This is a genomic window from Dactylosporangium sp. CA-139114, from assembly GCF_050955725.1.
In the GTDB taxonomy this organism is placed as follows: Bacteria; Actinomycetota; Actinomycetes; order Mycobacteriales; family Micromonosporaceae; genus Dactylosporangium.
This window is the reverse complement of the sequence record NZ_CP192080.1, coordinates 3,773,589-3,798,855: the sequence shown is the minus strand read 5'-3', so window position 1 is coordinate 3,798,855 and position 25,267 is coordinate 3,773,589. Positions and strand designations below refer to the sequence as shown.

Annotated in this window: 20 protein-coding genes; 12 read left to right on the top strand and 8 right to left on the bottom strand. The window is 73.2% G+C overall.

Going from position 1 to position 25,267, the window contains the following annotated elements; translation table 11 throughout:
• Positions 1 to 97: 97 nt before the first annotated feature.
• Together ACQP2P_RS17270 and ACQP2P_RS17265 are read right to left on the bottom strand one after the other, a co-directional pair.
• The gene (locus tag ACQP2P_RS17270; RefSeq protein WP_433617244.1) at positions 98 to 2,380 is read right to left on the bottom strand and encodes an FxsB family cyclophane-forming radical SAM/SPASM peptide maturase; all 2,283 of its coding nucleotides are present in this window, start codon (positions 2,378 to 2,380) and stop codon (positions 98 to 100) included.
• A 25-nt stretch (positions 2,381 to 2,405) separates the two neighbouring features.
• On the bottom strand, positions 2,406 to 2,534 hold the full coding sequence (locus ACQP2P_RS17265) for a hypothetical protein (protein WP_433076352.1): 129 nt from the start codon (positions 2,532 to 2,534) through the stop codon (positions 2,406 to 2,408).
• A 336-nt stretch (positions 2,535 to 2,870) separates the two neighbouring features.
• On the opposite strand from ACQP2P_RS17265, the gene ACQP2P_RS17260 reads away from it, so the two are divergent.
• From ACQP2P_RS17260 to ACQP2P_RS17220, 9 genes are all read left to right on the top strand, one after another.
• Complete coding sequence (locus tag ACQP2P_RS17260; RefSeq protein ID WP_433617242.1) at positions 2,871 to 3,632, top strand: polyphosphate kinase 2 family protein; 762 nt, start codon at positions 2,871 to 2,873, stop codon at positions 3,630 to 3,632.
• Positions 3,633 to 3,672: 40 nt separating this feature from the next.
• Positions 3,673 to 4,173: a hemerythrin domain-containing protein gene (locus tag ACQP2P_RS17255; protein WP_433617241.1), complete on the top strand. Its 501-nt coding sequence runs from the start codon at positions 3,673 to 3,675 to the stop codon at positions 4,171 to 4,173.
• A 64-nt stretch (positions 4,174 to 4,237) separates the two neighbouring features.
• Positions 4,238 to 7,477, top strand: a complete 3,240-nt coding sequence (gene lysX, locus ACQP2P_RS17250; protein WP_433619163.1) for a bifunctional lysylphosphatidylglycerol synthetase/lysine--tRNA ligase LysX — start codon at positions 4,238 to 4,240, stop codon at positions 7,475 to 7,477.
• A 53-nt stretch (positions 7,478 to 7,530) separates the two neighbouring features.
• Positions 7,531 to 8,268, top strand: coding sequence for an IclR family transcriptional regulator (locus tag ACQP2P_RS17245; protein ID WP_433617239.1), 738 nt, complete (start codon positions 7,531 to 7,533; stop codon positions 8,266 to 8,268).
• A gap of 41 nt (positions 8,269 to 8,309) precedes the next feature.
• Positions 8,310 to 8,792: a cation:proton antiporter regulatory subunit gene (locus ACQP2P_RS17240; protein WP_433617237.1), complete on the top strand. Its 483-nt coding sequence runs from the start codon at positions 8,310 to 8,312 to the stop codon at positions 8,790 to 8,792.
• A gap of 6 nt (positions 8,793 to 8,798) precedes the next feature.
• Positions 8,799 to 9,977 (top strand): cation:proton antiporter, encoded by a 1,179-nt coding sequence (locus ACQP2P_RS17235; protein WP_433617235.1) that lies wholly within the window; start codon positions 8,799 to 8,801, stop codon positions 9,975 to 9,977.
• Positions 9,978 to 10,089: 112 nt separating this feature from the next.
• Positions 10,090 to 10,818: a hypothetical protein gene (locus ACQP2P_RS17230; protein ID WP_433617233.1), complete on the top strand. Its 729-nt coding sequence runs from the start codon at positions 10,090 to 10,092 to the stop codon at positions 10,816 to 10,818.
• A gap of 145 nt (positions 10,819 to 10,963) precedes the next feature.
• The gene (locus tag ACQP2P_RS17225; RefSeq protein WP_433617231.1) at positions 10,964 to 11,389 is read left to right on the top strand and encodes a MarR family winged helix-turn-helix transcriptional regulator; all 426 of its coding nucleotides are present in this window, start codon (positions 10,964 to 10,966) and stop codon (positions 11,387 to 11,389) included.
• Complete coding sequence (locus ACQP2P_RS17220) at positions 11,386 to 13,119, top strand: MFS transporter (RefSeq protein WP_433617229.1); 1,734 nt, start codon at positions 11,386 to 11,388, stop codon at positions 13,117 to 13,119. The genes ACQP2P_RS17225 and ACQP2P_RS17220 overlap by 4 nt, the downstream gene beginning before the upstream one ends.
• A 165-nt stretch (positions 13,120 to 13,284) precedes the next feature.
• Here the strand turns inward: ACQP2P_RS17220 and ACQP2P_RS17215 are convergent, their stop codons facing one another.
• Positions 13,285 to 14,538: an amino acid permease gene (locus ACQP2P_RS17215; RefSeq protein WP_433617228.1), complete on the bottom strand. Its 1,254-nt coding sequence runs from the start codon at positions 14,536 to 14,538 to the stop codon at positions 13,285 to 13,287.
• 74 nt (positions 14,539 to 14,612) lie between these two features.
• Between ACQP2P_RS17215 and ACQP2P_RS17210 the strand changes: the two genes are divergently transcribed.
• Positions 14,613 to 15,566: a GlxA family transcriptional regulator gene (locus tag ACQP2P_RS17210; RefSeq protein ID WP_433617226.1), complete on the top strand. Its 954-nt coding sequence runs from the start codon at positions 14,613 to 14,615 to the stop codon at positions 15,564 to 15,566.
• A 1-nt stretch (position 15,567) separates the two neighbouring features.
• Here ACQP2P_RS17210 and ACQP2P_RS17205 read toward each other — a convergent pair whose 3' ends face one another.
• Both ACQP2P_RS17205 and ACQP2P_RS17200 read right to left on the bottom strand, forming a co-directional pair.
• Positions 15,568 to 15,717, bottom strand: a complete 150-nt coding sequence (locus ACQP2P_RS17205; protein WP_350613430.1) for a hypothetical protein — start codon at positions 15,715 to 15,717, stop codon at positions 15,568 to 15,570.
• A gap of 110 nt (positions 15,718 to 15,827) precedes the next feature.
• Positions 15,828 to 16,670: an RNA polymerase sigma factor SigF gene (locus ACQP2P_RS17200; RefSeq protein ID WP_433617224.1), complete on the bottom strand. Its 843-nt coding sequence runs from the start codon at positions 16,668 to 16,670 to the stop codon at positions 15,828 to 15,830.
• A 335-nt stretch (positions 16,671 to 17,005) separates the two neighbouring features.
• On the opposite strand from ACQP2P_RS17200, the gene ACQP2P_RS17195 reads away from it, so the two are divergent.
• Together ACQP2P_RS17195 and ACQP2P_RS17190 are read left to right on the top strand one after the other, a co-directional pair.
• Complete coding sequence (locus ACQP2P_RS17195; RefSeq protein ID WP_433617222.1) at positions 17,006 to 17,764, top strand: SAM-dependent methyltransferase; 759 nt, start codon at positions 17,006 to 17,008, stop codon at positions 17,762 to 17,764.
• 396 nt (positions 17,765 to 18,160) lie between these two features.
• Positions 18,161 to 19,231: a hypothetical protein gene (locus ACQP2P_RS17190; protein WP_433617220.1), complete on the top strand. Its 1,071-nt coding sequence runs from the start codon at positions 18,161 to 18,163 to the stop codon at positions 19,229 to 19,231.
• 706 nt (positions 19,232 to 19,937) lie between these two features.
• Here the strand turns inward: ACQP2P_RS17190 and ACQP2P_RS17185 are convergent.
• From ACQP2P_RS17185 to ACQP2P_RS17175, 3 genes are all read right to left on the bottom strand, one after another.
• Positions 19,938 to 20,828, bottom strand: a complete 891-nt coding sequence (locus ACQP2P_RS17185) for an NmrA family NAD(P)-binding protein (RefSeq protein WP_433617218.1) — start codon at positions 20,826 to 20,828, stop codon at positions 19,938 to 19,940.
• An 82-nt stretch (positions 20,829 to 20,910) separates the two neighbouring features.
• Complete coding sequence (locus tag ACQP2P_RS17180) at positions 20,911 to 21,351, bottom strand: MarR family winged helix-turn-helix transcriptional regulator (protein ID WP_433617216.1); 441 nt, start codon at positions 21,349 to 21,351, stop codon at positions 20,911 to 20,913.
• 1,454 nt (positions 21,352 to 22,805) lie between these two features.
• The gene (locus tag ACQP2P_RS17175; RefSeq protein WP_433617214.1) at positions 22,806 to 25,217 is read right to left on the bottom strand and encodes an ATP-dependent Clp protease ATP-binding subunit; all 2,412 of its coding nucleotides are present in this window, start codon (positions 25,215 to 25,217) and stop codon (positions 22,806 to 22,808) included.
• Between the last annotated feature and the right edge of the window lie 50 nt (positions 25,218 to 25,267).

The following is a 25,267-nucleotide window of genomic DNA, read 5'->3' as shown; positions in this document are numbered from 1 at the left end:
TCGTCGCGTCCGGTCGCTGGGACCAACCATAGGCGCCGGGCACCAACGGGTCGCGCCGTCGTTGCCCGCGCCGAATCCGGTTCCCCTTCGGCCGCGGTCAATCCCCCCACCGGTCGATGGCTCCGGCAAGGGCTTCGGCGAAGCGCTCCCCCGCCGCTGTCAGAGAGCCGCTTCCCTGAAGAACGCCGAGCGCGGCCGCCGTCCAGTCGCGGTACATCCGGTACACCGGCGCTGCCGAGCGATCGCGGCGCGCCCGGGCGCGCCACATGTCGGCGACGGCGAGGTGCGCGTAGGTCCCCTGCAGCACCCCCTCCAACGGACGCGGGTCGTCGCGCCAGCCGACGGCGAAGGTTCGCCGGTCGGCCGGGTCGGTCAGGTCCTGCAGGTCCAGGATGGCGCCCAGCTTGCTGTGCTGGAACTCGTGCACCAGCATGACCGCGAGGGCGGCGCTGTCGGCTGTGTAGGCCACGCCGATCGCGCCGAACGCGTCACGAGCGGTGGCGCTGTGCATCGCCTCGTCACTGCCCGAACGCAGGGGCGTGATCGCCCGCAGCCCGGCCCGCAGGCCCTCCGCGTAGTCCGGGGCGTCGCGGTGCACGAGCGCCCAGGCCTTGTCCAGGATCGTGCTCCAGGCGCGTGCTGCCGGGTCGGTCAGGGGTGAGGCCGCGCGGCGGTCGAAGCAGTCGCGGTAGGGGTCGGCGTCCTCCAGGAGCACCGCCGCGGCGTCGAGCGTCAGCGTGCGGGCCGGCCGCCAGCCGTCGGCCCCGTCGGCGAGGCCGGGCCCCACCTCGACCAGCACCCCCGGCGCCTTGACCGTGAAGCCGTTCCGTCCGCTTGACACGACTGCCCTCGCCGGGTGCGCGGACCGCAGCACGAGCGTGCCCAGCGTCGGCAGGTGCAGACGCCCCGCGCGCAGCGCCACCGTCACGTTCAACTCCGCACCGGCCCGGACCGCGACTGCCGCGACCAGGTCGGCGAGCCGGTCAAGGTCCGCCGGAGCATCCTCTGGGCCGGGCCGCAGGCACGTCGCCAGCCAGGGGCGTATGTACGGGTGTGCCAGGACGTCGGCGACCGCGCCGGGGCTCTGCCGCTCCAGGGCGTCCATGGCCGGCCAGGCAGCGGCCGCGAGTTCGGCACCGGGCGGCAGACCGGTGCCGACGTGGGCCAGCAGCGCCCGCGTGATCGCGAGCTGAGCGGCGGCGAGTGCTCGCACGGCCGGGGCGCCGCCCGGACCGGAGCCGAACTCGTCGAGCCAGGGCGGGGGCACCTCGCCGATCGCGGCTGCGGGCCGGGTCTGGGACTGAGGCTGGGTATTCATGGTGGTGATGAGCGCCTTGAGGTCCGCGCAATACGCCGACGGGTTGTCGAATCCGGCGCCACTGCGGTAGCGGTGGGCGTAGAGACCGCCGCCGCACTGGGCGACGACGGGGCACACGCGGCACTGAGCCGCCAGCCCGGCGAGGCCGGACCGGCGATGGCGCATGGCCGCGGTGGCCAGCACGGCTTCGGCGTCATGGGCGTGCACGTTCAGGCCCGTGCCTGCCGCGCCGTGGGCCACGGTCTTCATCGAGTCCGGTTGTTCCCAGTCGCCGTCGGTCTCGATGACGACGAGGTCGCCGACATCGATGCCCAGGGCTTCGGTGCCGCTGCCGCCGCCATGACGGGTCGAGGCGATCGAGTCGAAGAGGCGTATGGGCATCGGGCGGCCGTCGTGCAGCCACCGGCGGTGCAGACTGAGCAGCCACGACGCGTAGGGCGTCGGGTCCGGGCCCGGCCTCGGCGGCGGCCGGTCCCAGGTGGCATGCGGGAGCAGCAGGTCGAGGTGTGGCGGCTCCTGGGCGGCGAGCGCCTCGTAGACCGCCACGGGATCATTGCGCAGGTCGATCGTGCACAGGATGCCCGCATACAGCGTCCGGTAGCGGGGCAGGCGCAGCACGGCCAGGCCGCGCAGGGTTTGCTCGTAGCTGCCGGCCCCGTTGCGGTAGCGGCGGCGGCGATCGTTCGCAGCCGCGCCACCGTCCAGTGACACTCCGACCTTGACGCTGTGGGACAAGAGGATCTCGGCCACGGACTCGTTCAGGCGGATACCATTGGTCTGCATGCCCAGATCGAGGACGGCGACCGGCTCGATGGTGCGGCGCAAGCGCTCCAAGGTGTCGCGCAGCCGGTCCGCTCCGACGAGCAAGGGTTCGCCGCCGTGCAGCACCACATGGACCTGGGGCAGGGCGTGCCGAGCGGCGTGTTCGGCGATCCGGTCGGCGGCGGCCTGCACAGTCTCGGCCGACATCACCGCAGGACGGTCGCGCCAGGTCTGATCGGCGTGCTCGTAGACATAGCAGTGGTCGCACGCCAGGTTGCACCGGCTATGAATCTTGAGCACGAACTGCCGCAGCGGCGCTGCGGTCCTAGATGCGCGAGCTGAAGGCGGCAACGGCCGGACTGGCCTGGTCCCGGAGACCGACGACGCGCGAGACGACTTTCGCGGTCGCCGCGGCAGGAATCTGGTGCAGCAGGCAGCGGCCGGCCTGGTTCACGGGTGACACGGTGTCGGCGCCGTTGATCGCTTCGGGTTCTTTCACAACGCATTCCCCCAGGTATCGATCGACAAGTAGGCGTAGACCTCAATGTCTGAGCCAAGCATAGGCAACACCCGACGTGATGTCACCAGCACGGACGGGTCAGTGCCGGTAAGGCGGGGCCGATTCCGGCACCGGTTACCCAGGGCTCGGCGGCTCCTGGAGCCGGCGGTGGGCGCGGGTGGTGGCCCGGCCCGATGCGGGGCGATCACCACTGTGACAGGCTGAGGGCACGGGGACGAACGGCAGTCGGACGCCGGGCGAACCTTCCGGACCGGAGGCAGGTACTGCAGCATGAGCCGACTCTCCAAAGTCGATCTCTCGGCCGATCTCTCGCGCGAGAAGGGAGAGGAGCGGCTCGTCGCGGCGCAGGAGCGGCTCCTGCGCCTGCGCCTGCTGCTCGGCGGGCAGCTCGGCGAGCACAAGATCGGGCCGCCGCTCTGCATCGTCTTCGAGGGCTGGGACGCCTCCGGCAAGGGCGGGACCATCAAGCGGCTCGTCGCGCCGCTCGATCCCCGCCACGTGCGGGTCGCGCAGTTCGCCGCGCCGACCTACGACGAGAAGCGGCACCACTTCCTGCAGCGGTTCTGGGCCGTCCTGCCCGGCTGGGGCGGCATGGCCGTGCTCGACCGGTCCTGGTACGGCCGGGTCCTCGTCGAGCGCGTCGAGGGCTTCGCCACCCCGAAGCAGTGGAAGCGGGCCTACGACGAGATCGTCGAGTTCGAGCGCACGCTCACCGCCGAGGGCATGATCCTCATGAAGTTCTGGATGCACGTCTCGCCCGAGGAGCAGCTGCGGCGGTTCGAGGACCGCGCGAACGACCCGCTGCGCTCGTGGAAGCTCACCGAGGAGGACTGGCGCAACCGCGAGCGCCGCGCGGACTACGAGGCCGCGGTCGAGGACATGCTCGACAAGACCGACCGGCCGCGCGCCCGCTGGACCGTCGTGCCCGGCGACAGCAAGCGGTACGCGCGCGTGGCCGTGCTCGAGGCGGTCTGCCACACGATCGAGACGAAGCTGGCCAAGCGCGGCTACGACCTGGACGCCGCCGGCTGAAGGCGGTTTGAAAACCCCCCGGCCAGGTGATGAAGTCGGCATGGACGACATCACCGCGCTGATCCTGGACGACCACGCCGCCTTCCGCCGGGCCTTCGCGCGCCTCGACGACGCCGAGGGCGAGGAGCAGCTCGCCGCGATCTGGGACGCGCTCGCGCTGCACCTGGAGATCCACGCCGAGGCCGAGGAGCGGATCCTCTACCCGCACCTGCTGCGCCAGCACACCGACGAGGCCGAGGAGGAGACCGACGACGCGATCCGCGACCACAACAAGATCCGCGACGCGATCGAGGCGGCCAAGGAGCACAAGGCCGGCTCCGACGCCTGGTGGAAGGCGGTCTGGGACGCGCGCAAGGAGAACAGCGAGCACCTCACCGAGGAGGAGGACGAGGTGCTGCCCGACTTCCGCAAGCACGCGGGGATGCGGCTGCGCATCGAGCTGGGCGAGCAGTGGCTGACCTTCTACGGCGAGCACCCGAGTGGCAAGGGTCTCACCTTCACCGACAAGGACCCGAAGCGGTACATCCAGGAACACAGTTGAGACAACGGGGCATGATGGCCCGGTGAAGCGAGAGCGTATTCCGGACTGGTTCGCGGCCGGCCTCATGGTGGTGGCGGTCCTGTGCACCACCGCCGCGGTCAGCGTGGCGCTGGGCGCCCGGGTGCATCCGGTGCGCGCCAGCATCGACGCGCTGCTCCTGCCCGCCCCGGCCAACGTCGGCTACGCGGCGTTCCTGGTGACCCTCGCCGCGGGCGTGCACAACCGCAAACGGATCGCGTTCTGGCTGCTGGTCGTCATCTTCTCGGTGCAGGGGTTGTACGACCTGTTCGTGCTCTCCGACCTGGGCGAGCGCGGCGCCGAGGCCCGCGAGCTGCGGCTGCCGTTCCACGGCACGACGGCCGCGGCCGTGAACCTCGGGGTGACCGTGGTCCTGCTCGCGACGCTGTGGCTGGGCCGGCCCCAGTTCGACGCCCGGGTCCAGCCGGCCAGCCTGCCCAAGGCCCTCGCCACGCTCGGCATCCTGCTCGTCGCGTTCACCGCGGTCGGCTGGGGGCTGGTCGAGCTGTTCCCGGGCTCGCTCGGGCAGGGGATCCAGCGGCTGGAGTACAGCGGGCGCATCGTCCTCGGCGGCGCGTTCGGCTTCGACGTCGGGCGCCACGGCCGGGCCCCGGGCTGGGTCAACCTGGTGCTGGGCGCCTTCGGCGCGATCGCGCTCTTCGCGGCCCTCTTCGCCCTGCTGCGCTCCCAGCGCATGATCGCCTCGCTGGACCCGGACGAGGAGCGCGCGGTCCGCCGGCTGCTGGCCGAGCACGGCGAGCGCGACTCGCTGGGGTACTTCGCCACCCGCCGCGACAAGGAGGTCATCCTGTCGCCGTCGGGCCGCTCGGCGATCACCTACCGCGTGGTCTTCGGGGTGTCGCTGGCCAGCGGCGACCCGCTCGGCGACCCCGACTCCTGGGGACCGGCGATCGAGGCGTGGCTGCAGGAGGCGCGCGAGTACGCCTGGACGCCCGCCGTCATGGGCGCGAGCGAGGAGGGCGCGACCGCCTTCGCGCGGGCCGGCCTGCGCGTGATCGAGCTCGGCGACGAGGCCATCCTGCACGTGCGGGACTTCGACCTCGACTCGCCGCGGCTGCGGCAGGTGCGCCAGGCCGTGCACCGGGTCGAGCGGGCCGGCTACACGGTGCGCATCCGCCGGCACGCCGAGATCCCCGCCGACGAGATGGGGCGGATCATCGAGCTCGCCGCCCGCTGGCGCGACACCGAGACCGAGCGCGGGTTCTCCATGGCGCTGGGCCGCCTCGGCGACCCGAACGACGGGCGCTGCGTGCTCGTCGAGGCCCACGACGCGAGCGGGCGCGAGGTGGCGCTGCTGTCGTTCACCCCGTGGGGCGCCGGCGGGCTGTCGCTGGACCTCATGCGCCGCGACCGGCAGTCCGACAACGGCCTCATCGAGACCATGGTGGCCACGCTCATGCGGGAGGCGCCGCGCATCGGGGTGCACCGGGTGTCGCTGAACTTCGCGGTGTTCCGGGCGGTGTTCGAGGAGGGCGCCCGCATCGGGGCCGGGCCGGTGCTGCGGCTGTGGCGGGCGATGCTGCTCGTGGCGTCGCGCTGGTTCCAGCTCGAGTCGCTGTACCGCTCGAACGTGAAGTACAACCCGCAGTGGCTGCCCCGGTTCCTGTGCTTCGAGGACGTGCGCGACCTGCCCAAGGTCGGGCTCGCCTCCGGCGTCGCCGAGGGCTTCGTGGTCGTACCGTCGCTGCGCACCCTGCTGCGCCGGGGCAAGTCGTCGCCGTTCGCCGCCGACCGGCGCGATCTCGTCATCACCGACGAGGAACTGGCCGCCCTCGGGGGCCCCGACGCCGCCGGGGCCGGGCCGGACCTGCGCAAGCGGCCCGAGCAGGTGCGCATCCGCATCGCCAAGCTCGCCGCGCTGCGGGCGTCGGGGATCGAGCCGTACCCGCCCGGCTTCGCCCGCACCCACAGCGCGCTGCAGATCCGGGCCGCCCACCCGGGCCTGGCCGCGGACGCGCGCACCGGCGAGCGGGTCGCGCTCGCCGGCCGGGTGATCCGCCTGCGCGACCACGGCGGGCTGTGCTTCGCCACCCTGCGGGACTGGTCCGGCGACCTGCAGGTGGTGCTCACCGGCCGGCCCGATTTCGCCGCGACCGTCGACCTCGGCGACCACGTGGGCGTCGCGGGCGAGGTGGGCACCACCAGGCGCGGCGAGCTGTCGGTCTTCGCCGACGCGTGGGAGCTGACCGCCAAGTGTCTGCAGCCGCTGCCCGACAAGCACAAGGGCATGGCCGACCCCGAGGCGATGGTCCGCCGCCGCCACGTCGACCTCATCGTGAACCCGCCCGCCCGCGAGATGGTCCGCACCCGCTCCGCCGTCACGTTCGCCCTGCGCCGGGCGCTGCACGGGCACGCGTACGTCGAGGTCGAGACCCCGGTGCTGCAGCCGATCCACGGCGGGGCGAACGCCCGGCCCTTCGTCACCCACAGCAACGCCTACGACATGCGGCTCTACCTGCGCATCGCGCCGGAGCTGTACCTCAAGCGCCTCGCCGTCGGCGGGGTCGAGCGGGTCTTCGAGATCGGGCGCAACTTCCGCAACGAGGGCGTCGACGCGACCCACAACCCCGAGTTCACGATGCTGGAGGCCTACGAGGCGTACGGCGACTACACCACCATGCGCGGGCTGGTCCGCGAGCTGATCCTGGCCGCCGCGGGCGACGAGCCGGTGCTGCGGCGCGAGTTCGCGGGGCAGGAGCGGGTGGTCGACCTGCGCGACGAGTGGCCGGTGGTGCCCGTCTACACCGCGGTGTCGGAGGCGGCCGGGGCCGTGGTGACCCCGGACTCGACCGTGACCGAGCTGCGGGAGCTGGCCGACAAGCTCTCGATCGCCTGGCTCGACGGGTGGACCCACGGGCAGCTGGTGCTGGAGCTGTACGAGCACCTGGTCGAGGGTGCGACGGTACGCCCGACGTTCTACACCGACTTCCCCGTCGACGTCTCCCCGCTGACCCGCCAGCACCGCGACGACCCGCGGCTGGCCGAGCGCTGGGACCTCGTGGCCTTCGGCATGGAGCTCGGCACGGCGTACACGGAGCTCGTCGACCCGGTCGAGCTGCGGGCCCGGCTGACCGCGCAGTCGCTGCGGGCGGCGGCCGGCGACCCGGAGGCGATGGAGCTCGACGAGGACTTCCTGGACGCGTTCGAGTTCGCGATGCCGCCCAGCGGAGGGCTGGGGCTGGGCGTGGACCGGCTCGTCATGTTGCTGACGGGACGGACGATTCGCGAGACGCTGCCGTTCCCTCTGGTGAAGCCGGGGCGCTAGAGTGGAATGAGTCCAAAATCTTTGTTCGCGCCCGCGATGGGAACAGACGGCGAATGGCCGATGAGAGCCCGACCCTGGATCTTCTCGAGCGGCTGGCGGCGGCGTCCGATCGGATGACGATCGACGCCCTGTCTCGCCAGGTCGGACTGCCCGAGCCGATCCTGCGGGGGCGGCTGGCACTGCTGGTCGCGCGCGGCTGGGTCGAGGCCGACGCCGAGGGCTCCTCCTACGCGATCGGCGTCGGGGCGCTGCGGCCGCTGGACGCCTACCTCTCCGCCGACCGCACCGCCCGGCTGGCCGGGCCGATCCTGAGCCGGCTGCGCGACCAGCTCGGCGAGTCGGTCCGGCTCGTGCGCCTCGACGGCGCCGCGATCGTCTGCCTGGCCGTGCGCGAGTCCGCCCACGACCTCGGCGGGCCGGTCGTCGGCCGGCGCTTCCCGGCCGTCTCCGTGGCCAGCGGGCGGGCGATCCTGGCCGGGCGCGACGCCGCCGAGCTCGACACGATCCTGGCCGCGGGCGTGCGGGCGCACACCGCGGACTCCGTGGTCGAGCGGGCCGAGCTCGACGCCGCGATCAGCGAGTGCCGGGCGCGCGGGGTGGCCTACGAGCGCGGCGAGGTGCTCCCCGGCGTCGGGTGCATCGCCGCCGCGGTGCGCGTGGACGGGCTGCCGGTCACCGACGCGATCAGCTGCGGGGCGCCCCTGTCCCGGCTCACCCACGACCACGCCGAGGACATCGCCGCCGGGGTGCGGCGCGCGGCCGACGACCTGGCCGCCGCCATTCTCGGGTGAAACCGGCATTTGCGGAGCTTCTTCGCTTTTAGCATGGGTGCATGGATGTCGAGCGCATCGACCTGCCCGGGATCGGCACCAGCCACGTGGTCACCACGGCGCGCGGGCGGCGGATCGGCATCGTGTCGCACCGCAGCGGCCGGCGGGACCTCGTCGTCTACGACAAGCAGGACCCGGACACGAGCGTCGTCTCGGTGGCCCTGCACGCCGACGAGGCGAACGCCATCGCGGAGTACCTCGGCACCGCCCGCATCATCGAGCAGCTCGCCGAGATGCAGCGCCAGGTCGCCGGGCTGGTCACCGAGCAGCTCGTGATCGCGCCGGGCTCGCCCTACGCGGGGCGGACGCTGGGCGACACGAGGGCCCGCACGCGCACCGGCGCGTCGATCGTGGCGGTGGTGCGCGGCACCGACGTGATCGCGAGCCCGCGGCCGGACTTCGGGCTGCGGGCGCGCGACCTGATCGTCGCGGTCGGCACCGCCGCCGGGGTCGAGGGCGTCGCGGCGCTGCTCATCGACGGGTAGGGCCGCGTGCACCACGACACCATCCTGGTCGAGCTCGGCGCCGTGATCCTCGCCCTCGGGCTGCTCGGCGCCGTGTCGCTGCGGTTCTCGATCTCGCCGATCCCGCTGTACCTCGTCGCCGGCCTCGCCTTCGGGGCGGGCGGGGTGCTGCCGCTGAACACCAGCACGGAGTTCATCGCGGCGGGCGCGAAGATCGGCGTGATCCTGCTGCTGTTCACGCTCGGGCTGGAGTACACCGCGCCGGAGCTCGTCGGCACGCTGCGCACCTGCGCACCGGCGGGCCTGGTGGACCTCGTGCTCAACGCGGCACCGGGGGTCGCGGCCGCGCTGATCCTGGGCTGGGGCCCGGTCGCCGCCGTGGCCCTCGGCGGGGTCACGTACGTGACGTCGTCCGGCATCACCGCGAAGGTGCTCGGCGACCTCGGCTGGCTCGGCAACCGCGAGACGCCGGTGGTGCTGTCACTGCTGGTCTTCGAGGACCTCATGATGGCGCTGTACCTGCCGATCCTGACCGCGCTGCTGGCCGGTGTGGGCGTGCTCGGCGGCACCGCGACCCTGGCCCTGGCCGCCGCGACGATCAGCTTCGTGCTGCTGGTGGCCCTGCGTTTCGGCACCGTCGTGGAGCGCTTCGTGGCCAGCGAGAGCGAGGAGGTGCTGCTGCTCAAGGTGCTCGGGCTGACCGTGCTCGTGGCCGGGGCGGCGGAGCTGCTGCAGGTCTCGGCGGCGGTCGGGGCGTTCCTGGTCGGCATCGCGCTGTCGGGGCCCCTCGCGCACACCGCCCGGCAGCTGCTGACCCCGCTGCGGGACCTGTTCGCGGCGGTGTTCTTCGTCTTCTTCGGCCTGCAGACCGACCCGCGCGCGCTGCCGCCGGTGCTCGGCGTGGCCGCGCTGCTCGCGCTGTGCGGGATCGTCTCGAAGCTCGTCACCGGCTGGATCGCGGCGCGGCGGGCCGGGGTCGCGCTGACCGGGCGGGTGCGCGCCGGCGCCGCGCTGCTGCCCCGCGGCGAGTTCAACATCGTCATCGCCGGGCTCGCGGTCGCGGCCGGGAGCCACCCGAAGCTCGGCCCGCTCGCCGCCGCCTACGTGCTGATTCTCGCCGTCCTCGGCCCGATCGCGGCCCGCGCGGCCGAGCCGATCGCCCGGCTCTTCGCCCGGCGATTCGCGCACCGACGAACGGCCGCATAACTCTGCCCGAAATGCGGAATTTCCACCATCCGCAAGGCTTTGCCGGAATAAGCGTGTTTGGCTCACGTCGGAGGTGCCACGGCAGCGCAGCCGTGGCGGACGACGGGGGAACATGATGCTCAAGCACAACCGGTTCACGCCCAACCGGATCCTGCCCGCCATCGGCGCGGCGACGCTCCTGGCGACGCTCGTCGGCGCGCCCGCCCACGCGGCCGGCACGGGGCACGGCCCGGGTGGCGGCGGCGCCACGTTCGGTCAGCCCAAGCACGCGCACACCAAGGCCGCCCCGATGGCGTGCCGGGAGATGACCGTGGACGGCGGCTTCGAGTCGCCGAAGCTCGGCAGCCACGACTGGATGCAGTTCGACGAGAACGACGTGCCGGGCTGGCGCACCGACGACCCGGACGGCAAGATCGAGATCTGGGGCGGCGCCATGGGCGTCGCGCCGCGCTTCGGCAAGCAGTTCGCCGAGCTCAACGCGACCGGCTCGGGCAACTCGATCTACCAGGACATCAAGACCAAGCCGAACACGAAGATCTACTGGTCGTTCTGGATCCGGGCGCGGGATACCTCCGAGGGCAAGGACGTGGACGCGACCTCGATCCACTTCGGCCGCACGCCGAAGAACGACACGAGCGTCATGGGCGTCGGCTCGGCCTTCGCCTACGCCAACTCCGCGGACGACGTGCGGTGGAAGCGGCTCTACGGCTGGTACAAGACCGGCCCGGGCCAGACCTCGACCCGGGTCACGCTGACCGCGGACTCCAGCGCGTCGACCGACGACGGCTTCGGCAACCTGGTCGACGGCCTCACCATCACCGAGAGCCCCGACTGCATGTAGCCACCCGGTCCGGTTCAGTGACGCTTCACCGGGACGCCGGTCGCTGCGCATCAGCGCATCGGCCGGCGTCTCGTGCTGTCAAGCGGGGGTGAACTTGGCGACACCGCATAAGCCACTTCTATAAGTACGTGATACGAATTGAGGTATGCCCGCAGCTCGTACCGCCCTGGATCCTGCGCGCCTGACGGTCGCCGTCGAGCGCGTGTTCAGCCTCCTGCGGCAGGGCAACCCACCGAACGACATCAGCCTCACGGCCGCCTCGACGCTGCGGCGGCTGGAGCGCGAAGGACCGCGGCGGCTCACCGAGCTCGCCACCGCGGAGGGCGTCACCCAGCCCGCCATGACCCAGCTCGTCCAGCGCATGGAGCGGGAAGGGCTGACCGACCGGGCCGCCGACCCCGCCGACGGCCGGGCCGTGCTGGTCAGGATCACCCGGGCCGGGTCCGAGCTGCTCGAGCGCCGCCGGTCGGTGCGCGCCGCACATCTCGCCGCCCTGCTGCTCGACGTGTCCGACGACGATGAGGCGCTGATCGCGGCTGCGCTGCCGGCGCTGGAGAGGCTCGCCAAGTGACCGACACCCTTGAGGCGCCCGGGGGCAGCAAGTCCGGCTTCCGGGGAGCGTTGTCGGGTGGCAAGGACCACCCGCACTACAAGTGGGTGGCGTTGTCCAACACCACCCTCGGCATGCTGATCGCGACGATCAACTCCTCGATCGTCCTGATCTCGCTGCCCGCCATCTTCAACGGCATCCACCTCAACCCGCTCGCCCCCGGCAACGTGTCCTATCTGCTGTGGATGCTGATGGGGTACATGCTCGTCAGCGCCGTGCTCGTGGTGACCCTGGGCCGGCTCGGCGACATGTACGGCCGGGTGCGCATCTACAACCTCGGCTTCGCGCTGTTCACGGTCACCTCGATCGTCCTGTCGCTGGACCCGTTCGACGGGGGCGGCGGCGCGCTGTGGCTCATCGGCTGGCGCGTGCTGCAGGCCGTCGGCGGCGCGATGCTCATGGCCAACTCGGCCGCCATCCTCACCGACGCCTTCCCGGCCGCCCAGCGCGGCATGGCCCTCGGCGTGAACATCGTCGCCGGCATCGCGGGCTCGTTCATCGGCCTGGTGCTCGGCGGGCTGCTGGCCGAATGGAACTGGCGGGCGATCTTCTGGGTCAACGTGCCCATCGGCGTCATCGGCACGCTCTGGGCGTACCGCAGCCTGCACGACACCGGCCTGCGCCGGCCCGGGCGGATCGACTGGTGGGGCAACCTCACGTTCGCCGTCGGGCTGACCGCGGTCCTGGCGGGGATCACCTACGGCATCCAGCCGTACGGCGGCCACAGCCAGGGCTGGACCAACCCGTGGGTGCTGGCCGGCCTGGTCGGCGGCGCGGCGGTCCTGGGCCTCTTCGCCTGGATCGAGCGGCACGTGGCCGAGCCGATGTTCCCGCTCGGCCTGTTCAAGGTCCGCGCGTTCGCCTACGGCAACATCGCCGGCCTGCTCGCCGCGATCGCCCGCGGCGGCCTGCAGTTCATGCTCATCATCTGGCTGCAGGGCATCTGGCTGCCGCTGCACGGCTACACCTACGAGTCCACGCCGCTGTGGGCGGGCATCTACCTGCTGCCGCTCACCGTCGGCTTCCTCGCGGCCGGGCCGGTCGCGGGGCACCTGTCGGACAAGTACGGCCCCCGGCTCTTCGCGGCGTTCGGCCTGATCATCATGGCGCTGTCGTTCGGCGGTCTGCTCATCCTGCCGACCGACTTCAGCTACTGGGCGTTCGCGCTGCTGGTCTTCTGCAACGGCCTCGGCGGCGGCCTCTTCGCGGCCCCGAACACGTCGCTGATCATGTCCAGCGTCCCGGCCCATCTGCGCGGCGCCGCGTCGGGCATGCGGGCCACGTTCCAGAACGCCGGCATGGTGCTGTCGATCGGCGTGTTCTTCTCACTCATGATCGCGGGCCTGTCGACGTCGCTGCCGGACTCGCTCAGCACCGGCCTGACCGCGCAGGGCGTCCCGGCCCCGGCCGCGGAGCAGATCGCCGGCCTGCCGCCGGTGGGCACGCTGTTCGCGGCGTTCCTCGGCTTCAACCCGATCCAGTCGCTGCTCGGGCCGCAGCTGCTGGGCACCCTGCCGGCGTCCAACGCGGCGACCCTCACCGGCCGGGAGTTCTTCCCGCACCTGGTGTCCGGCCCCTTCCACGACGGCCTGGTCATCGTGTTCTGGCTGGCGATCGGCATGGCGCTGATCGGTGCCGTCGCCTCCCTCGTGAAGCCGGCCAAGCACCAGAGCGAGCCGGTCGCGCAGTAGAAGCTCCCTCCTGTGGGAAAGGCGTCGCCCGGTTCTTGCCACGGGCCGGCGTGACGCCGCGGATGGGCCGATCACCCTGGGGTGTTGGGTGCTCGGCCCATCCGTTGTCTGCGACGACGGCGCGGTGCAGGCGCCACGACCGGGGTCGGCCAGGCGGCCGTCCTCCTACGTCACCCGGGCCGGCACCGGATCGGCAACGCGGGCGCGCTTTCGGGTATACGCCAGCGCGCCCGCGGCGATGACGAGCACACCGGCGACGTACCAGCCGGTGACGAGCATCAGGCCGACGGACGAGACGAGCGCGATGACCGGCAGCGTCTTGTTCGGCAGCAGCTTGACGGCGGCGGCGGAGCCCACGAGGTACACCAGGACGAAACAGCCGCTCGTGAGCAGCACGAGCGCGCGGGTCCCGGTGCCGGTCGCGGCGGTCACCACGAGCGACACGGCGCCGAGGAGCGCGACGAACAGCAGGCTGCGGCGGGGCACCGCGCCCGCGGCGGCCCCGCGGGCGAACCAGGCCGGCAGCGCGCCGTCGCGGCCGAGGGCGGCGCCGAGCTTGGCCGCGCCGGCGTAGTAGGCGTTCATGGTGCCGAGCGTGAGCAGGACGGCCGCGCCGGCGGCGATCGTGCGCACCTGGCCGCCGACGCCGATGGCGAGCAGCTCGGCGAGGGGCGCGCCGCCGCTGCGGCCGTCCGCGGCGAGCCCGGGGCCGAGCACCAGGGTGCTGGCGGCGGCGATCCCGAGGTACAGCACCGCCACCACGACCAGCGCGATCCCGGTCGCGCGGGGCAGGTCGCGGCCCGGCCGGGCGAAGTCGGCGGCGAGCGACGTGACCGCCTCCCAGCCGGCGAAGCCCCAGACCAGCACGGCGGCGGCGGGCCCGATCGCCCACCACCCGTGCGGCGCGAACGGGTGCAGGTTCGCCGCCCGGGCGTGCGGCAGGGCGGTGACGGTCGCCGTGAGCAGCAGCGCGATGAGCAGCGCGGCGAGGCCGAGCTGAAGGCGGCCGGAGACGCGCACGCCGCCGAGGTTGCCGGCTGTCACCACGGCCATGAGGGCGGCGGCGGTCGCGATGGTCGTGGTCGTACCGCCGCCGACGGCCGCCGCGACGTACGCGCCGCCGAAGAGCGCCGCGGCCGGCGCGCCGAGCGGGATCGCGAAGTAGAACGACCAGCCGACGACGGCCGCGGCCCGGTGCCCGAAGGCGCGCCGCGCATACGTGGCGACCCCGCCGGCGTCGGGGTGCCGGGCGCCGAGTGCGGCGAAGGTGGCGGCGAGCGGCACGGACAGCACCACCAGAGCCGCCCAGGCAATCAGGGAGGCGGGTCCGGCGGTCTGCGCGGCGAGCGCGGGCAGCGCGATGACACCGGTGCCGAGCACGGCTCCGATGGACAGCGCCGCCCCTTGGGGGACGGTCATCACCAGCAGATTTTCGCCGCGGTACCGCCGATGCCTCCAGTGGCAGGAATGCCGTTCTGCGCTAGATTTCTGCCATGGGCCGACACGTCGTGGGAGTTGCCGTCACCGCCGACATGCCGGTGTTCGAGCTGGCCGTGCCGTGCGAGGTGTTCGGCATCGACCGCGCCGACCTCGCCGACCCGTGGTACGAGCTGCGCTTCGCCGCCTCGGCCCCCGGCCGCCACGCCGCGCGCTCGGGCCTGAGCGTCGAGGCGCCGTATCCCCTGTCGTCCCTGCCCGACGCCGACACCGTGATCATCCCGGCGTTCGCGCGGGCGCGGCAGGTCGATCCGCCCGGCGACCTCGTCGCCGCGGTGCGCGCGGCCCACGAGCGCGGCAAACGGATCGTGGCCATCTGCACCGGGGCGTATGTGCTGGCCGCGGCCGGGCTGATCGACGGGCGCCGCGCGACGACGCACTGGATGAACGCGTTCGACTTCGCCCAGCGGTACCCGCGCGTCACCTTCGACCCCGACGTGCTCTACACCGATGAGGACAACGTGTTCACCTCGGCCGGCACCGGAGCCGCGATCGACCTGTGCCTGCACCTGGTGCGGCTCGACCACGGCTCGGCCGTCGCCAACGAGGTCGCCCGGCGCATGGTCGTGCCGCCGCACCGCGACGGCGGGCAGTCCCAGTTCGCCACGCCGCCGCCGCGCCCGCGCGCCCACGACGGCCTCGGCGGCGCGCTGGACTGGGCCCGGCAGCGGCTCGACCAGCCGCTGACCGTCGCCGACCTGGCCCGCGAGGCGCGACTGAGCCCGCGCACCTTCGCCCGCCGGTTCCGCGAGAGCGTGGGGACGAGCCCGCTGCAGTGGCTGGTCGGGCAGCGGGTGCGGCTGGCGCAGGAGCTGCTGGAGACCACCGACGACTCCATCGAGCGCATCGCGCACCGCACCGGCTTCGGCACCCCGGCCAACCTGCGCGTGCACTTCGCCCGGCAGACGAGCGTGACGCCGACGACCTACCGGCAGGTCTTCCACCGGTGAGTCAGCACGGGATCAGCTCGGTGCGCCGGACGCGGACGCGGGTGCCGTCCGTCAGGGTCACCTCCACCCGGCCCACCATGTCGGTGTCGCCGAAGGAGTAGATCTCCTTGCCGTCGTGCTCGGCGAGCTCCGCGTGGCTCGGCCGCAACACCCACTTCAACTCACGCGATTTGCCCGATTTGCCCATAAAGTCCACAGTAAAGCAGGAGCCCGCCCGGCGCGCCGAAGCGCGCGGGACGGGCACCCGTGGGAGTGGCCGGATCAGTCCTCGCGCGTGAGCTGGTCGCGCAGCGAGCGCAGCGCGCCGGCGAGCAGACGCGAGACGTGCATCTGCGAGATGCCCAGCTCGGCCGCGATCTGCGACTGGGTCAGGTTGCCGTGGAAGCGCATCGCGATGATCTTCTGCTCCCGCTCCGGCAGCTTCGCCAGCAGCGGCCGCAGCGCCTCGCGATTCTCGACGTTGCGCATGTCGGGGTCGTCGCCGCCGAGCAGGTCGCCGAGGCCGTTCGCGCCGCTGTCCCCGCTGTCGCCGACAGGGGCGTCGAGGGAGAGCGCGCGGTACGCCTGCCCGCAGTCGAGCCCCTCGATGATCTCCTCCTCGCTGACCCCGAGCCGGTGGGCGAGGTCGGCGACGGTCGGCGAGCGGCCGAGGTCCTGGGCGAGGTCGCCGGAGACCTTGCTGATCTCCAGGCGCAGCTCCTGCAGCCGGCGCGGGACGCGCACGTCCCAGCCCTTGTCACGGAAGTGCCGCTTGAGCTCCCCGACGATCATCGGGATCGCGTAGCTGGTGAACGCCGCCCCGCGGGTGGGATCGAAACCGTCCACGGACTTGATCAGCCCGAGGTTGGCGACCTGGACGAGGTCGTCGAACTGCTCGCCGCGGTTGCGGAAGCGGCGGGCGAGGTACTCGGCGAGCGGGATGTAGAGCTCGATGAGCCGGGCCCGGACGCGGTCGCGGTCACTGCCGGCGGGCAGGTCGCCCAGCAGCGACAGCAGCGCCTTGGCCTGGGCGTCGGTCTCCCGGTTGGCCCGGGTGCCGTGCGTCGGGGCAGGCGCCTCGGCCCGGGTCTGAACGGACTCGTGCTGTTCCACGGTGATGCTCATGGCTGACGTGGCCTTCCATTTGGGTACCGCAACGACCGGCGCCACCACGCATGTGCGTTTCGGTGGCGTGCAGGCGGGAAACCCTGCTTCGAGGGCAGGGCGCAACGCCTTGGAGAAACCCCGGTCGAATTACGCATGCAGCGCCCGTGTCTTGAGCGCCGGCGCAGACCTCCGGCGTCGCCACGCTCCGGGGAGCCGCCCCTGTCTGGACGGGCCCGGCCGCACGGGGATATACGTCACCCGGCGGGGTGGGACGTGTCCACCTTACAAGAACTTGCCGCAGGACAAAAGACGAGTGACGCGTTCGCACCCCCGATGGCCCTATTGTGGCGCCCATGACGATCGATGCCACGGTCCCGAACGTCGCCCGGATGTACGACTACTACCTCGGCGGATTCCACAACTTCGCCGCCGACCGGGAGGCCGCGGAGAAGATCCTGGCGATCTTCCCCGACACGCCGGCGGCCGCGCGCGGCAACCGGCGGTTCATGCGGCGCGCGGTGCGGTACCTGTCCCGCGAGGCCGGCGTGCGCCAGTTCCTCGACATCGGCGCGGGGCTGCCCACCCAGGGCAACGTGCACGAGCACACGGACGGGCGGGTGGTGTACGTCGACAACGATCCCGTGGCCGTCGCGCAGGCCCGATCGCTGGTCGACGGCGAGGAGCGCGTGTCGGTGGCCCTGGCCGACCTGCGCGACCCGGAGGCGCTGCTGGCCGACCCGCACGTCTGCGGCCACCTCGACCTGGGCGAGCCGGTAGCCCTCATGCTCGTGTCGATCCTGCACTTCGTCCCCGACGAGGCCGACCCGTGGTCGATCATCGCCCGGCTGCGCGACGCCCTGGCGCCGGGCAGCCACCTGGTCGTGTCGCACCTGACCCTGGACGGCGTCGACGCCTCCCCCGCCCAGCAGGGCACACAGGTGTACCGCCGATCGAACGCCCCCATCGTCCCGCGCACGCACGCGGCGATCGAACGCTTCTTCGACGGCTTCGAACTGGTCGACCCGGGCCTGGTGTGGATCGGGCAGTGGCGTCCGGCCGAGGGTGAGGATCCGACGTCGCACGGGTACGGCGCGGTCGGCCTGAAGCGCTGACCGGGGTTCTCCTGCGCGGCCGGCACCTCGTTCCGTGTGCTCCCGCGGCGCGGCTATCGCCGCGGTCGGCACCTCGTTCGGTGCTTTCCCCCTGCGCGACTGCCGCCGCGGTCGGCACCTCGTTCAGTGCTTTTCCCGCGGCGTCGTTACCGTCCGCTCGGTCGTCAGCCGGACGGTAACCGCCCCGAGCCGGGGCAGGCGCAGGGCCGAGCGAGGCGGTATTCTGGGCCCGGGCAGTGCGCCTGCCCGAGCCTTCCCCGGCCGCCCACGCCGACCGGGACCGAGGCCAAGAGGCTCCGACTCAGCGCACCGGCCCGGGCAGCGCCAAACCCTGCCCGACGGGAGGCATCAGCCGTCCGATCGGTGCGAGCGTGGGTCGACGCCGGAGGACTCGAGATGGCCGACCAGCCGCAGGACCAGACCCCACCACCCCCGCCGGAGCAGCCCTCTCCCGCCCCCGCGACCTCATCTGCTGCGCTGCCCGCCGAGCCCGGCACCGGCCCGGCCGCCCCGGTCTCCACTCCCCCGGCGGCACCACGCACCCGCCCGAGGTCCCGCTCCGGCCGCGACCGGGCCCGCCGCCGAGCCGTGCGCGCCCATGCCGCCCAGACCGGCGTCGCCTACTCGATCGCCGCCCGCCAACTCGCCGCCGCGGCCCTGTCCCCCGGCGAGACCCTGGCCAACACGGGCCGCACCGTCTACCCGGCGGCCCTGTCCCGGGACCGCTGGACCGTCGCGGCCCGCGAGGCCCGCACACCCGCCGACAAGCTGGCCACCACGAGGATCGCCGCCCGCATCCCGACGGGCCGCGCCCGGCACCTGACCGACCGCTTCCCACCCGGCGAGACGGCCGGCCTGCACTTCTACGCCGGCGACCTCCGCCCGGAGCTGCTCGCCATGGTGTATCTGGCGATCGCCCACGAGTCCCCCGGCCTGGTCCCGTCCCCGCTCGACCTCGCCTGGACCGCCGAACTCGGCGAGGAGACCGCCGTCGACACCACCTGCGCCGACCTGGACCGAGCCGCCCGGGCGCTGCTGTCGGACCGCCCCGCCGCCCGCTGGCACCGCATCGACGCCGCCCTGGCCGCGGCCCAGCACCACGCCGAACCGTCCACCCGCTACGCCGCCGACCTGCTGACCCTCGCCCACCGCCGCCTGTGCACCCCGACGGAGAACCCGGCCGGCGACCCCCAGGTCCCCCCGGCCCCCTGGCAGGGCGCCCGCCAAACCCTCGACGCCCTCCTCGTCGTCACCGAGGACGGCCACGCACCGGGCACCCGAGTCCGCAGGCCAGGCACAACCCCGCACAGCGAGGGCACGATCCTCGGCGCCCAGTGGTCGGCGACCGGCCCCCCGATCGCCTACGACATCTCCTTCGACGACGACCCCGCGACGCGAACGCTCCCGCCGGCCGACCTCGTCGTGCTCCCCGGCCAAGAGTCCGACGCCCCCGCCCTCACCCACTGAGACACGCCGCCAGCACCACCACGGCCCGGCCGGCACCGCACCGCATCGCACCCCAGCCAACGCGCCCGAACTAGCTGCCCGCGACCGACCGGCCGCGGGCTGCCCCTGCTCTTCGCGGTCGTGCCGACTGGGTCCGCCGCGAGGGACCGGACCGCCCCTCGGCTCACTGCTGGTCGCACGCAGCCAATCGGGCTGGCCACGCCGGGCGCCGGCCCTCGCCGAACGGAACCTGCGCGGCACGGATCGGCCGGGGTGGACGCGTCCGCCGCCGGGTCGGTGGCGGGATCGGTCGGGTCGGGGCGCCTTCAATGCCTGCTCCGGTGGCCGCACCGCGAGTGGCTGCGCGCGCCACTGGCCGCGCCGTCGGCGGCGGGATCGGTCAGGTCGCCGCGCCATCAATGCCTGCTCCGGTGGCCGCACCGCGAGTGGCCGCGCGCGCCACTGGCCGCGCCGTCGGCGGCGGGATCGGTCGGATCGCCGCGCCATCAATGCCTGCTCCGGTGGCCGCACCGCGAGTGGCCGCGCGCGCCACTGGCCGCGCCGTCGGCGGCGGGATCGGTCGGATCGCCGCGCTATCAGTGCCGGTGTCGGCCTCGGGCACGCCCCGGGAGCTTCGTGACGACTGCAACCGTCGGCGGATGCGTTGCCGCGCCCAGAGCGCCGAGACCGTGGGCACGATCCCGGGGCCTTCATCACGGCGGGAGGCTCAGGAACCAGCCACGTTTGTGGGCGCGGTCCAGCCGGTAGCTCGGATCCACTCGACCAGGTCCAGGGTGGCCGACTCGATCGAGCGCACCACCGCGAGGTCCGAAGGGTGCTCCGCCGCCTCCGCGAACTGGCGGAACATCGCCTTGTCCAGGTCGCTGGGAAGCACGCTCAACGGGAGAACCTCGTACCGTGCCGGGAGCCCGGCGCGCGCGCCGAACGCCGCGGCGATCTGGGGCCCTGTCAGCTCGTCGCCGACGAGCTCGACGACTCCGCCGGGCGCCTCCGCGGTGCCGAGCAGGAGCGCGGCGGCGACCCGGCCGATGTCCCTGACCGAGATCATCTTCAGGGCGACGTCCTCCGGCAGCGGCAGCCTCAGCACGATCTCCCCATGCTCCAGGCTCGGCGCCATCACGCTCGCGAAGTTCTCCATGAAGGCGGTCGGGCGAACCATCACGGCCCTCAGGCCGGACTTCCTCAGGTGCTCCTCGATCCAGTGTTTCGAGTCGTGGTGCGGCACACCCGACTCCCGGTCCGCTCCGAAGACCGAGTTGAACACGACGTGCGGGACGCCCGCCTCGACCGCCGCGTCGACGAGCGCGGTCCCGATGCGGATTTCCGCCTCGACCTCGTCGAGGCTGTTCGCCTCCGGGGTCATGAAGGAGAACGCCTCGACCGTCGCCAGCGCGGCGGCCAGCGACGCCGGGTCGTCGGCCCGGACGGCCGCCAGCTCGACGCCGCGGGCGGCCAGCGCCTGAGCCCGGTCGGACTGCGGGTTGCGGACCAAAGCCCGCACCCGCGCCTTGTGCTCCAGCAGCGCGTCGACCACCGCCCCGCCCTGTTGCCCCGTCGCGCCGAAGACTGCGATCGTGCCGGTCGGCTGTGCGCTCATCGCCGCCACCCCTCACTAGTTCATGGCATGAACGAAACTAGTTCACGCCATGAACCTCGTCAAGGTGCGGGTGAGCGGGACCTCACGGTGTGATGGTGTGGTTCGAGGTGGGCGACGAGAGGTCCGAGGTGTCCACGATGGCGGTGGCCACGCGCTCGAAGTCGCGCTGGTCGTCGGCGTCGAGGTTCCTGGCGATCTCGGGCAGGCGCTTGGCGAACTCGGCGTAAACGGCCTCACCGAGCACCTTCCCCGTGGGCGTCGCACTGAGCATGACGACCCGCCGGTCCCGCGCCGAACTTGCCCGGCCGACCAACTCGCGCCGCGCAGTGCGATCGACCAGCTGGCTCAATGCGTTCTTGGTCATACCCAACGACGCGGCGAGATCAGCCATCTGCCGCGGCTCGTTCCTGACTGCGCAAAGCAGCGTGGCCTGCGAGGGGGTCAGGTCGAACTCGGCGCAGATCTGCGCGTACTTGCGTTGAATCACAACCGAGAGCCAGAAGAGCTTGTCGCCATAGTCCACGCCGGCCTCCCCCCTGCGATGGCGAACGATCAGCCTACTCGTCGCGGGCCGGCAGACCGCCGGTCGTAGCCGACCACCACAACCTGGTGTTGTGGCGCTGACCCCGAAACACCGGGAACGAGCGCACCGGCGGCACCGACTCGAACGCCACCGCGGCCGGCCTCTACCAGGCCGTCGCGCCGCTCGCGGCCGTCCGCGTCGACGTACCCGGCCGCGAACCCCGACAACGACGCTGGCGCCAAGCCGCGCACCGCTGAGTTTCGTGGTCGCGGTGTGGCGAGCGGGTTGGCCGGTTTCACCCTGCGCGGCTTCGGCGGCCGCGGCGGCACGAGTTCGTCGGCGCTCCCACGCTCCGGCCGGCCGCTGGTCTTCGGCGGCCAGCCGGAGCCCGGCGCCCGCTGTCGGCCCCGCGGCGCCGGCGGTTCCGGCGTCCGCGGCGCCGGCGGTTCCGGCGTCCGCACCCGCGGTCGGCTCCCACTCCCGCCGATGGCATCGCATCCGCGTCGCGCCCAGGTCGGCGTCCACGTGCACGGCAGCGGCACCGCGGCGTCCGCACCCGCACCGGCGTCGGCGGCGGCATCGCGACGGCGGTGCCGGCGGCTCCCACGTCGGCGGTCCCGCGCCCGCGTCGATGGCGTCGGCATCCGCATCGCGTCCAGGTCGGCGTCCGCGTGCGCGGCGGCGGCACCGCGACGGCACCCGCACCGGCGTCGGCGGCGGCATCGCGACGGCGGTGCCGGCGGCTCCCGCGCCGGCGGCCCCCGCGCCCGCGTCGATGGCGTCGGCATCTGCGTCGCGTCCACGGCGGCGTCCATGCGCACGGCAGCGGCACCGCGCGGTCCGCGTCCGCGTCCGCACCGGCGTCGGCGTCGGCGTCGGCGTCGGCGTCTCCCACGCCCGCACCCGCAACCAGCGACGGCGGCGGCTCCTGCGCTCGCACCCGCACCCGCACCCAGCGACGGCGGCGGCTCCTGCGCCCGTGTCGATGGCGTCGGCATCCGCGTGCGCGGCGGCGGCACCGCGACGGCGGCGTCGGCTCCCCCGCCCAACCGCGGTAGCGCGTCGGCTCCTACGTCCGCACTCCCAACCGCGTCGGCATCGGCTCCACACCCGCGCCCGCAACCGGCGTCGGCGCCCACCTCCGCAACCGCAACCAGCGTCGGCGGCGTCTGCGGCTCCCGTGCCCGCGACGGCGGCGTCGGCTCCCGCACTGCACCGCGTTGGCGCGTCGGCTTCTACGTCCGCAATCGCAACCGCACCCGCGTCGACGGCGACTCCCGCGCCCGCGTCGATGGCGTCGGTATCCGCGTGCGCGGCGGCGCGGCGGCGCGGCGGCGTCGGCGTCGGCGTCGGCGTGCCGCAGGCTCGGATACCGGAAACCGTCGACTGTCGGCCGCCACGTGAGCTGGGGCGCGGCGGGCGCGGCGGGGCTCGGGCTCCTATCGGCGTGGTCGTCAGACCGGGAGGCGGTCGTCGGCGTCGGATGGGAGTGGGGTGCGGGTGGGGGCGACGGTGAAGGTCAGGCCGGTCCCGTCCGCGGTGGTCGTGATGGTTTCGCCGGGGTTCAGGGTGCCCTGCAGGAGGCGGGTGGACAGCTCGTTCTCCAGTTCGCGGCGGATGGTTCGGCGCACGGGGCGGGCGCCCAGCACTGGGTCCGTGCCTGCCGTTGCCAGGTAGCGGCGGGCCTCGTCTGTCACGAGCAGGGTGATGCCGCGGGAGTCGAGTTCGAGGGCTACTCGCGTCAGGTGCTGGTCGACGATCGTCAGGAGGTCGTCCGGCGTCAGGGGGTGGAAGACCAGGATGTCGTCGATGCGGTTCAGGAACTCCGGGCGGAAGTGGCGGCGCAGGTCGCGGGCGAAGGTCGACTGGGACGAGGACATGTCGACGGCGGAGCGCACGACCGGTGCGATGCGCGAAGGAGCCGGAGCGGTCCGAGCGGGAGGAGCCGGAGCGTCCGGGGCCGAAGTGGGAGCAGGGGCAGGAGCAGGAGTGGCCGCTGGAGCAGGAGTGGGAGTCTGTGGCGCGTGCGCCGGGGCGAAGCCGGCCGGCGTGGTGGCCGTGCCCAGGTTGGTCGTCAGGATCAGGATGGTGTGGCGGAAGTCGGCGCGGCGGCCCTGGGCGTCGGTCAAGTGGCCGTCCTCCAGGATCTGCAGCAGGGCGTTGAACACGTCCGGGTGGGCCTTCTCGATCTCGTCGAAGAGGACGACCGAGAAGGGGCGGCGGCGGACCCGCTCCGTCAGCTGGCCGCCCTCGTCGTGGCCGATGTAGCCGGGTGGGGCGCCGACCAGGCGGGAGACCGTGTGATGGTCGTGGTACTCCGACATGTCCAGCTGAATCAGGGCCTCCTCGGTGCCGAAGAGGTGCTCGGCCAGAGCCTTCGCCAGGGAGGACTTCCCGACGCCCGACGGGCCCGCGAGGATGAAGGACGCCGTCGGGCGCTTCGGGTCGCTCAGGCCCGTCCGGGAGCGGCGCACCGCGTCGGCCACGGCTCGCACGGCGTGGGCCTGGCCCACCACCCGCGTGTGCACCGAGCGCTCCAGGCCCAGCAGGCGCGTCGCCTCGTCGGCGGACAGGGCGCCCACCGGGATGCCGGTCCAGGTGGCCAGGACCTCCGCGATCCGGGCGCGGTCCACCACGGGGGCGCAGGCCAGGGCCGCCCGCGCGCCGGACTCGTCCAGCAGGTCGATGGCCTTGTCCGGCAGGCGGCGCTCCGGCACGTAGCGGTCGGCGAGCGTCACGGCCGCGCGCAAGGCGTCGTCCGTGTAGGTCACGCCGTGGTGGGACTCGTAGCCGGGGCGCAGGCCCCGCAGGATCGCGATCGACTCGGGGACCGTCGGGGGCTCGATCGTCACCGGCTGGAAGCGGCGGTCCAGGGCGCCGTCCTTGGCGATGTACCGCCGATACTCCTCCGTCGTCGTCGCGCCGATCGTCTGCAGCTCGCCACGGGCCAGCAGCGGCTTGAGCAGCGCCGCGGCGTCGATGGCGCCCTCGGCGGCGCCGGCGCCGACCAGGGTGTGGATCTCGTCGATGAAGACGATGACGTCGCCGCGGGTGCGGATCTCCTTGATGACCTTGCGCAGGCGCTCCTCGAAGTCGCCGCGGTAGCGCGAGCCCGCCACCAGGCCGCCGAGGTCCAGCGAGTAGACGCTGCGGCCGGTCAGCGCGGGCGGCACCGAGCCGGCGACGATGCGCTGGGCCAGGCCCTCGACGACGGCGGTCTTGCCCACGCCGGGCTCGCCGGTGAGGATCGGGTTGTTCTTGCGCCGGCAGGTGAGGATCTGCACGACCCGCTCGATCTCGGCGTCGCGGCCGATCACCGGGTCGAGGGTGCCGTCGCGCGCGTCGGCGGTCAGGTCGTGGCCGAACTGGTCCAGCGTCGGGCTCGCCGGGCGCGGCGACGAGCCGGAGCCGGCCGGGCCCAGGGCCGACGGGTGGCCGGTCAGACCGTCCATGACCTGGGCCCGCAGCGCGTTGGGGGCGGCGCCGAGGCGGATCAGGACCTGGGCGGCGGTGCCCTCCCCCTCGCGGATCAGGCCGAGCAGGAGGTGCTCGGTGCAGACCCGGTCGTGGCCGAGCCGCAGCGACTCGCGCAGGGCCAGCTCCAGGATCTTCCTGGCGCGGGGCGTGAACGGGATGTTGGCGACCGGGGCCTGCGCGCCCAGGCCGACGAGCTCCTCGACCTCGTGGCGGGCCCGCTCCAGGCTGACGCCGACGGCGCGCAGGGCCGCCGCGCCGAGGCCGTCGTGCTCCATCAGCAGGCCCAGCAGCAGGTGCTCGGAGCCGAGGTAGTTGTGGTTGAGGGTGCGGGCCGACTCCTGGGCCAGCACGACGGCGCGGCGGGCCGAGTCGGTGAAACGCTCGAACATAGGGCATCGACGCCTTCCGGCGGGCAGCACCCGCCCTCGACACGAAGGTG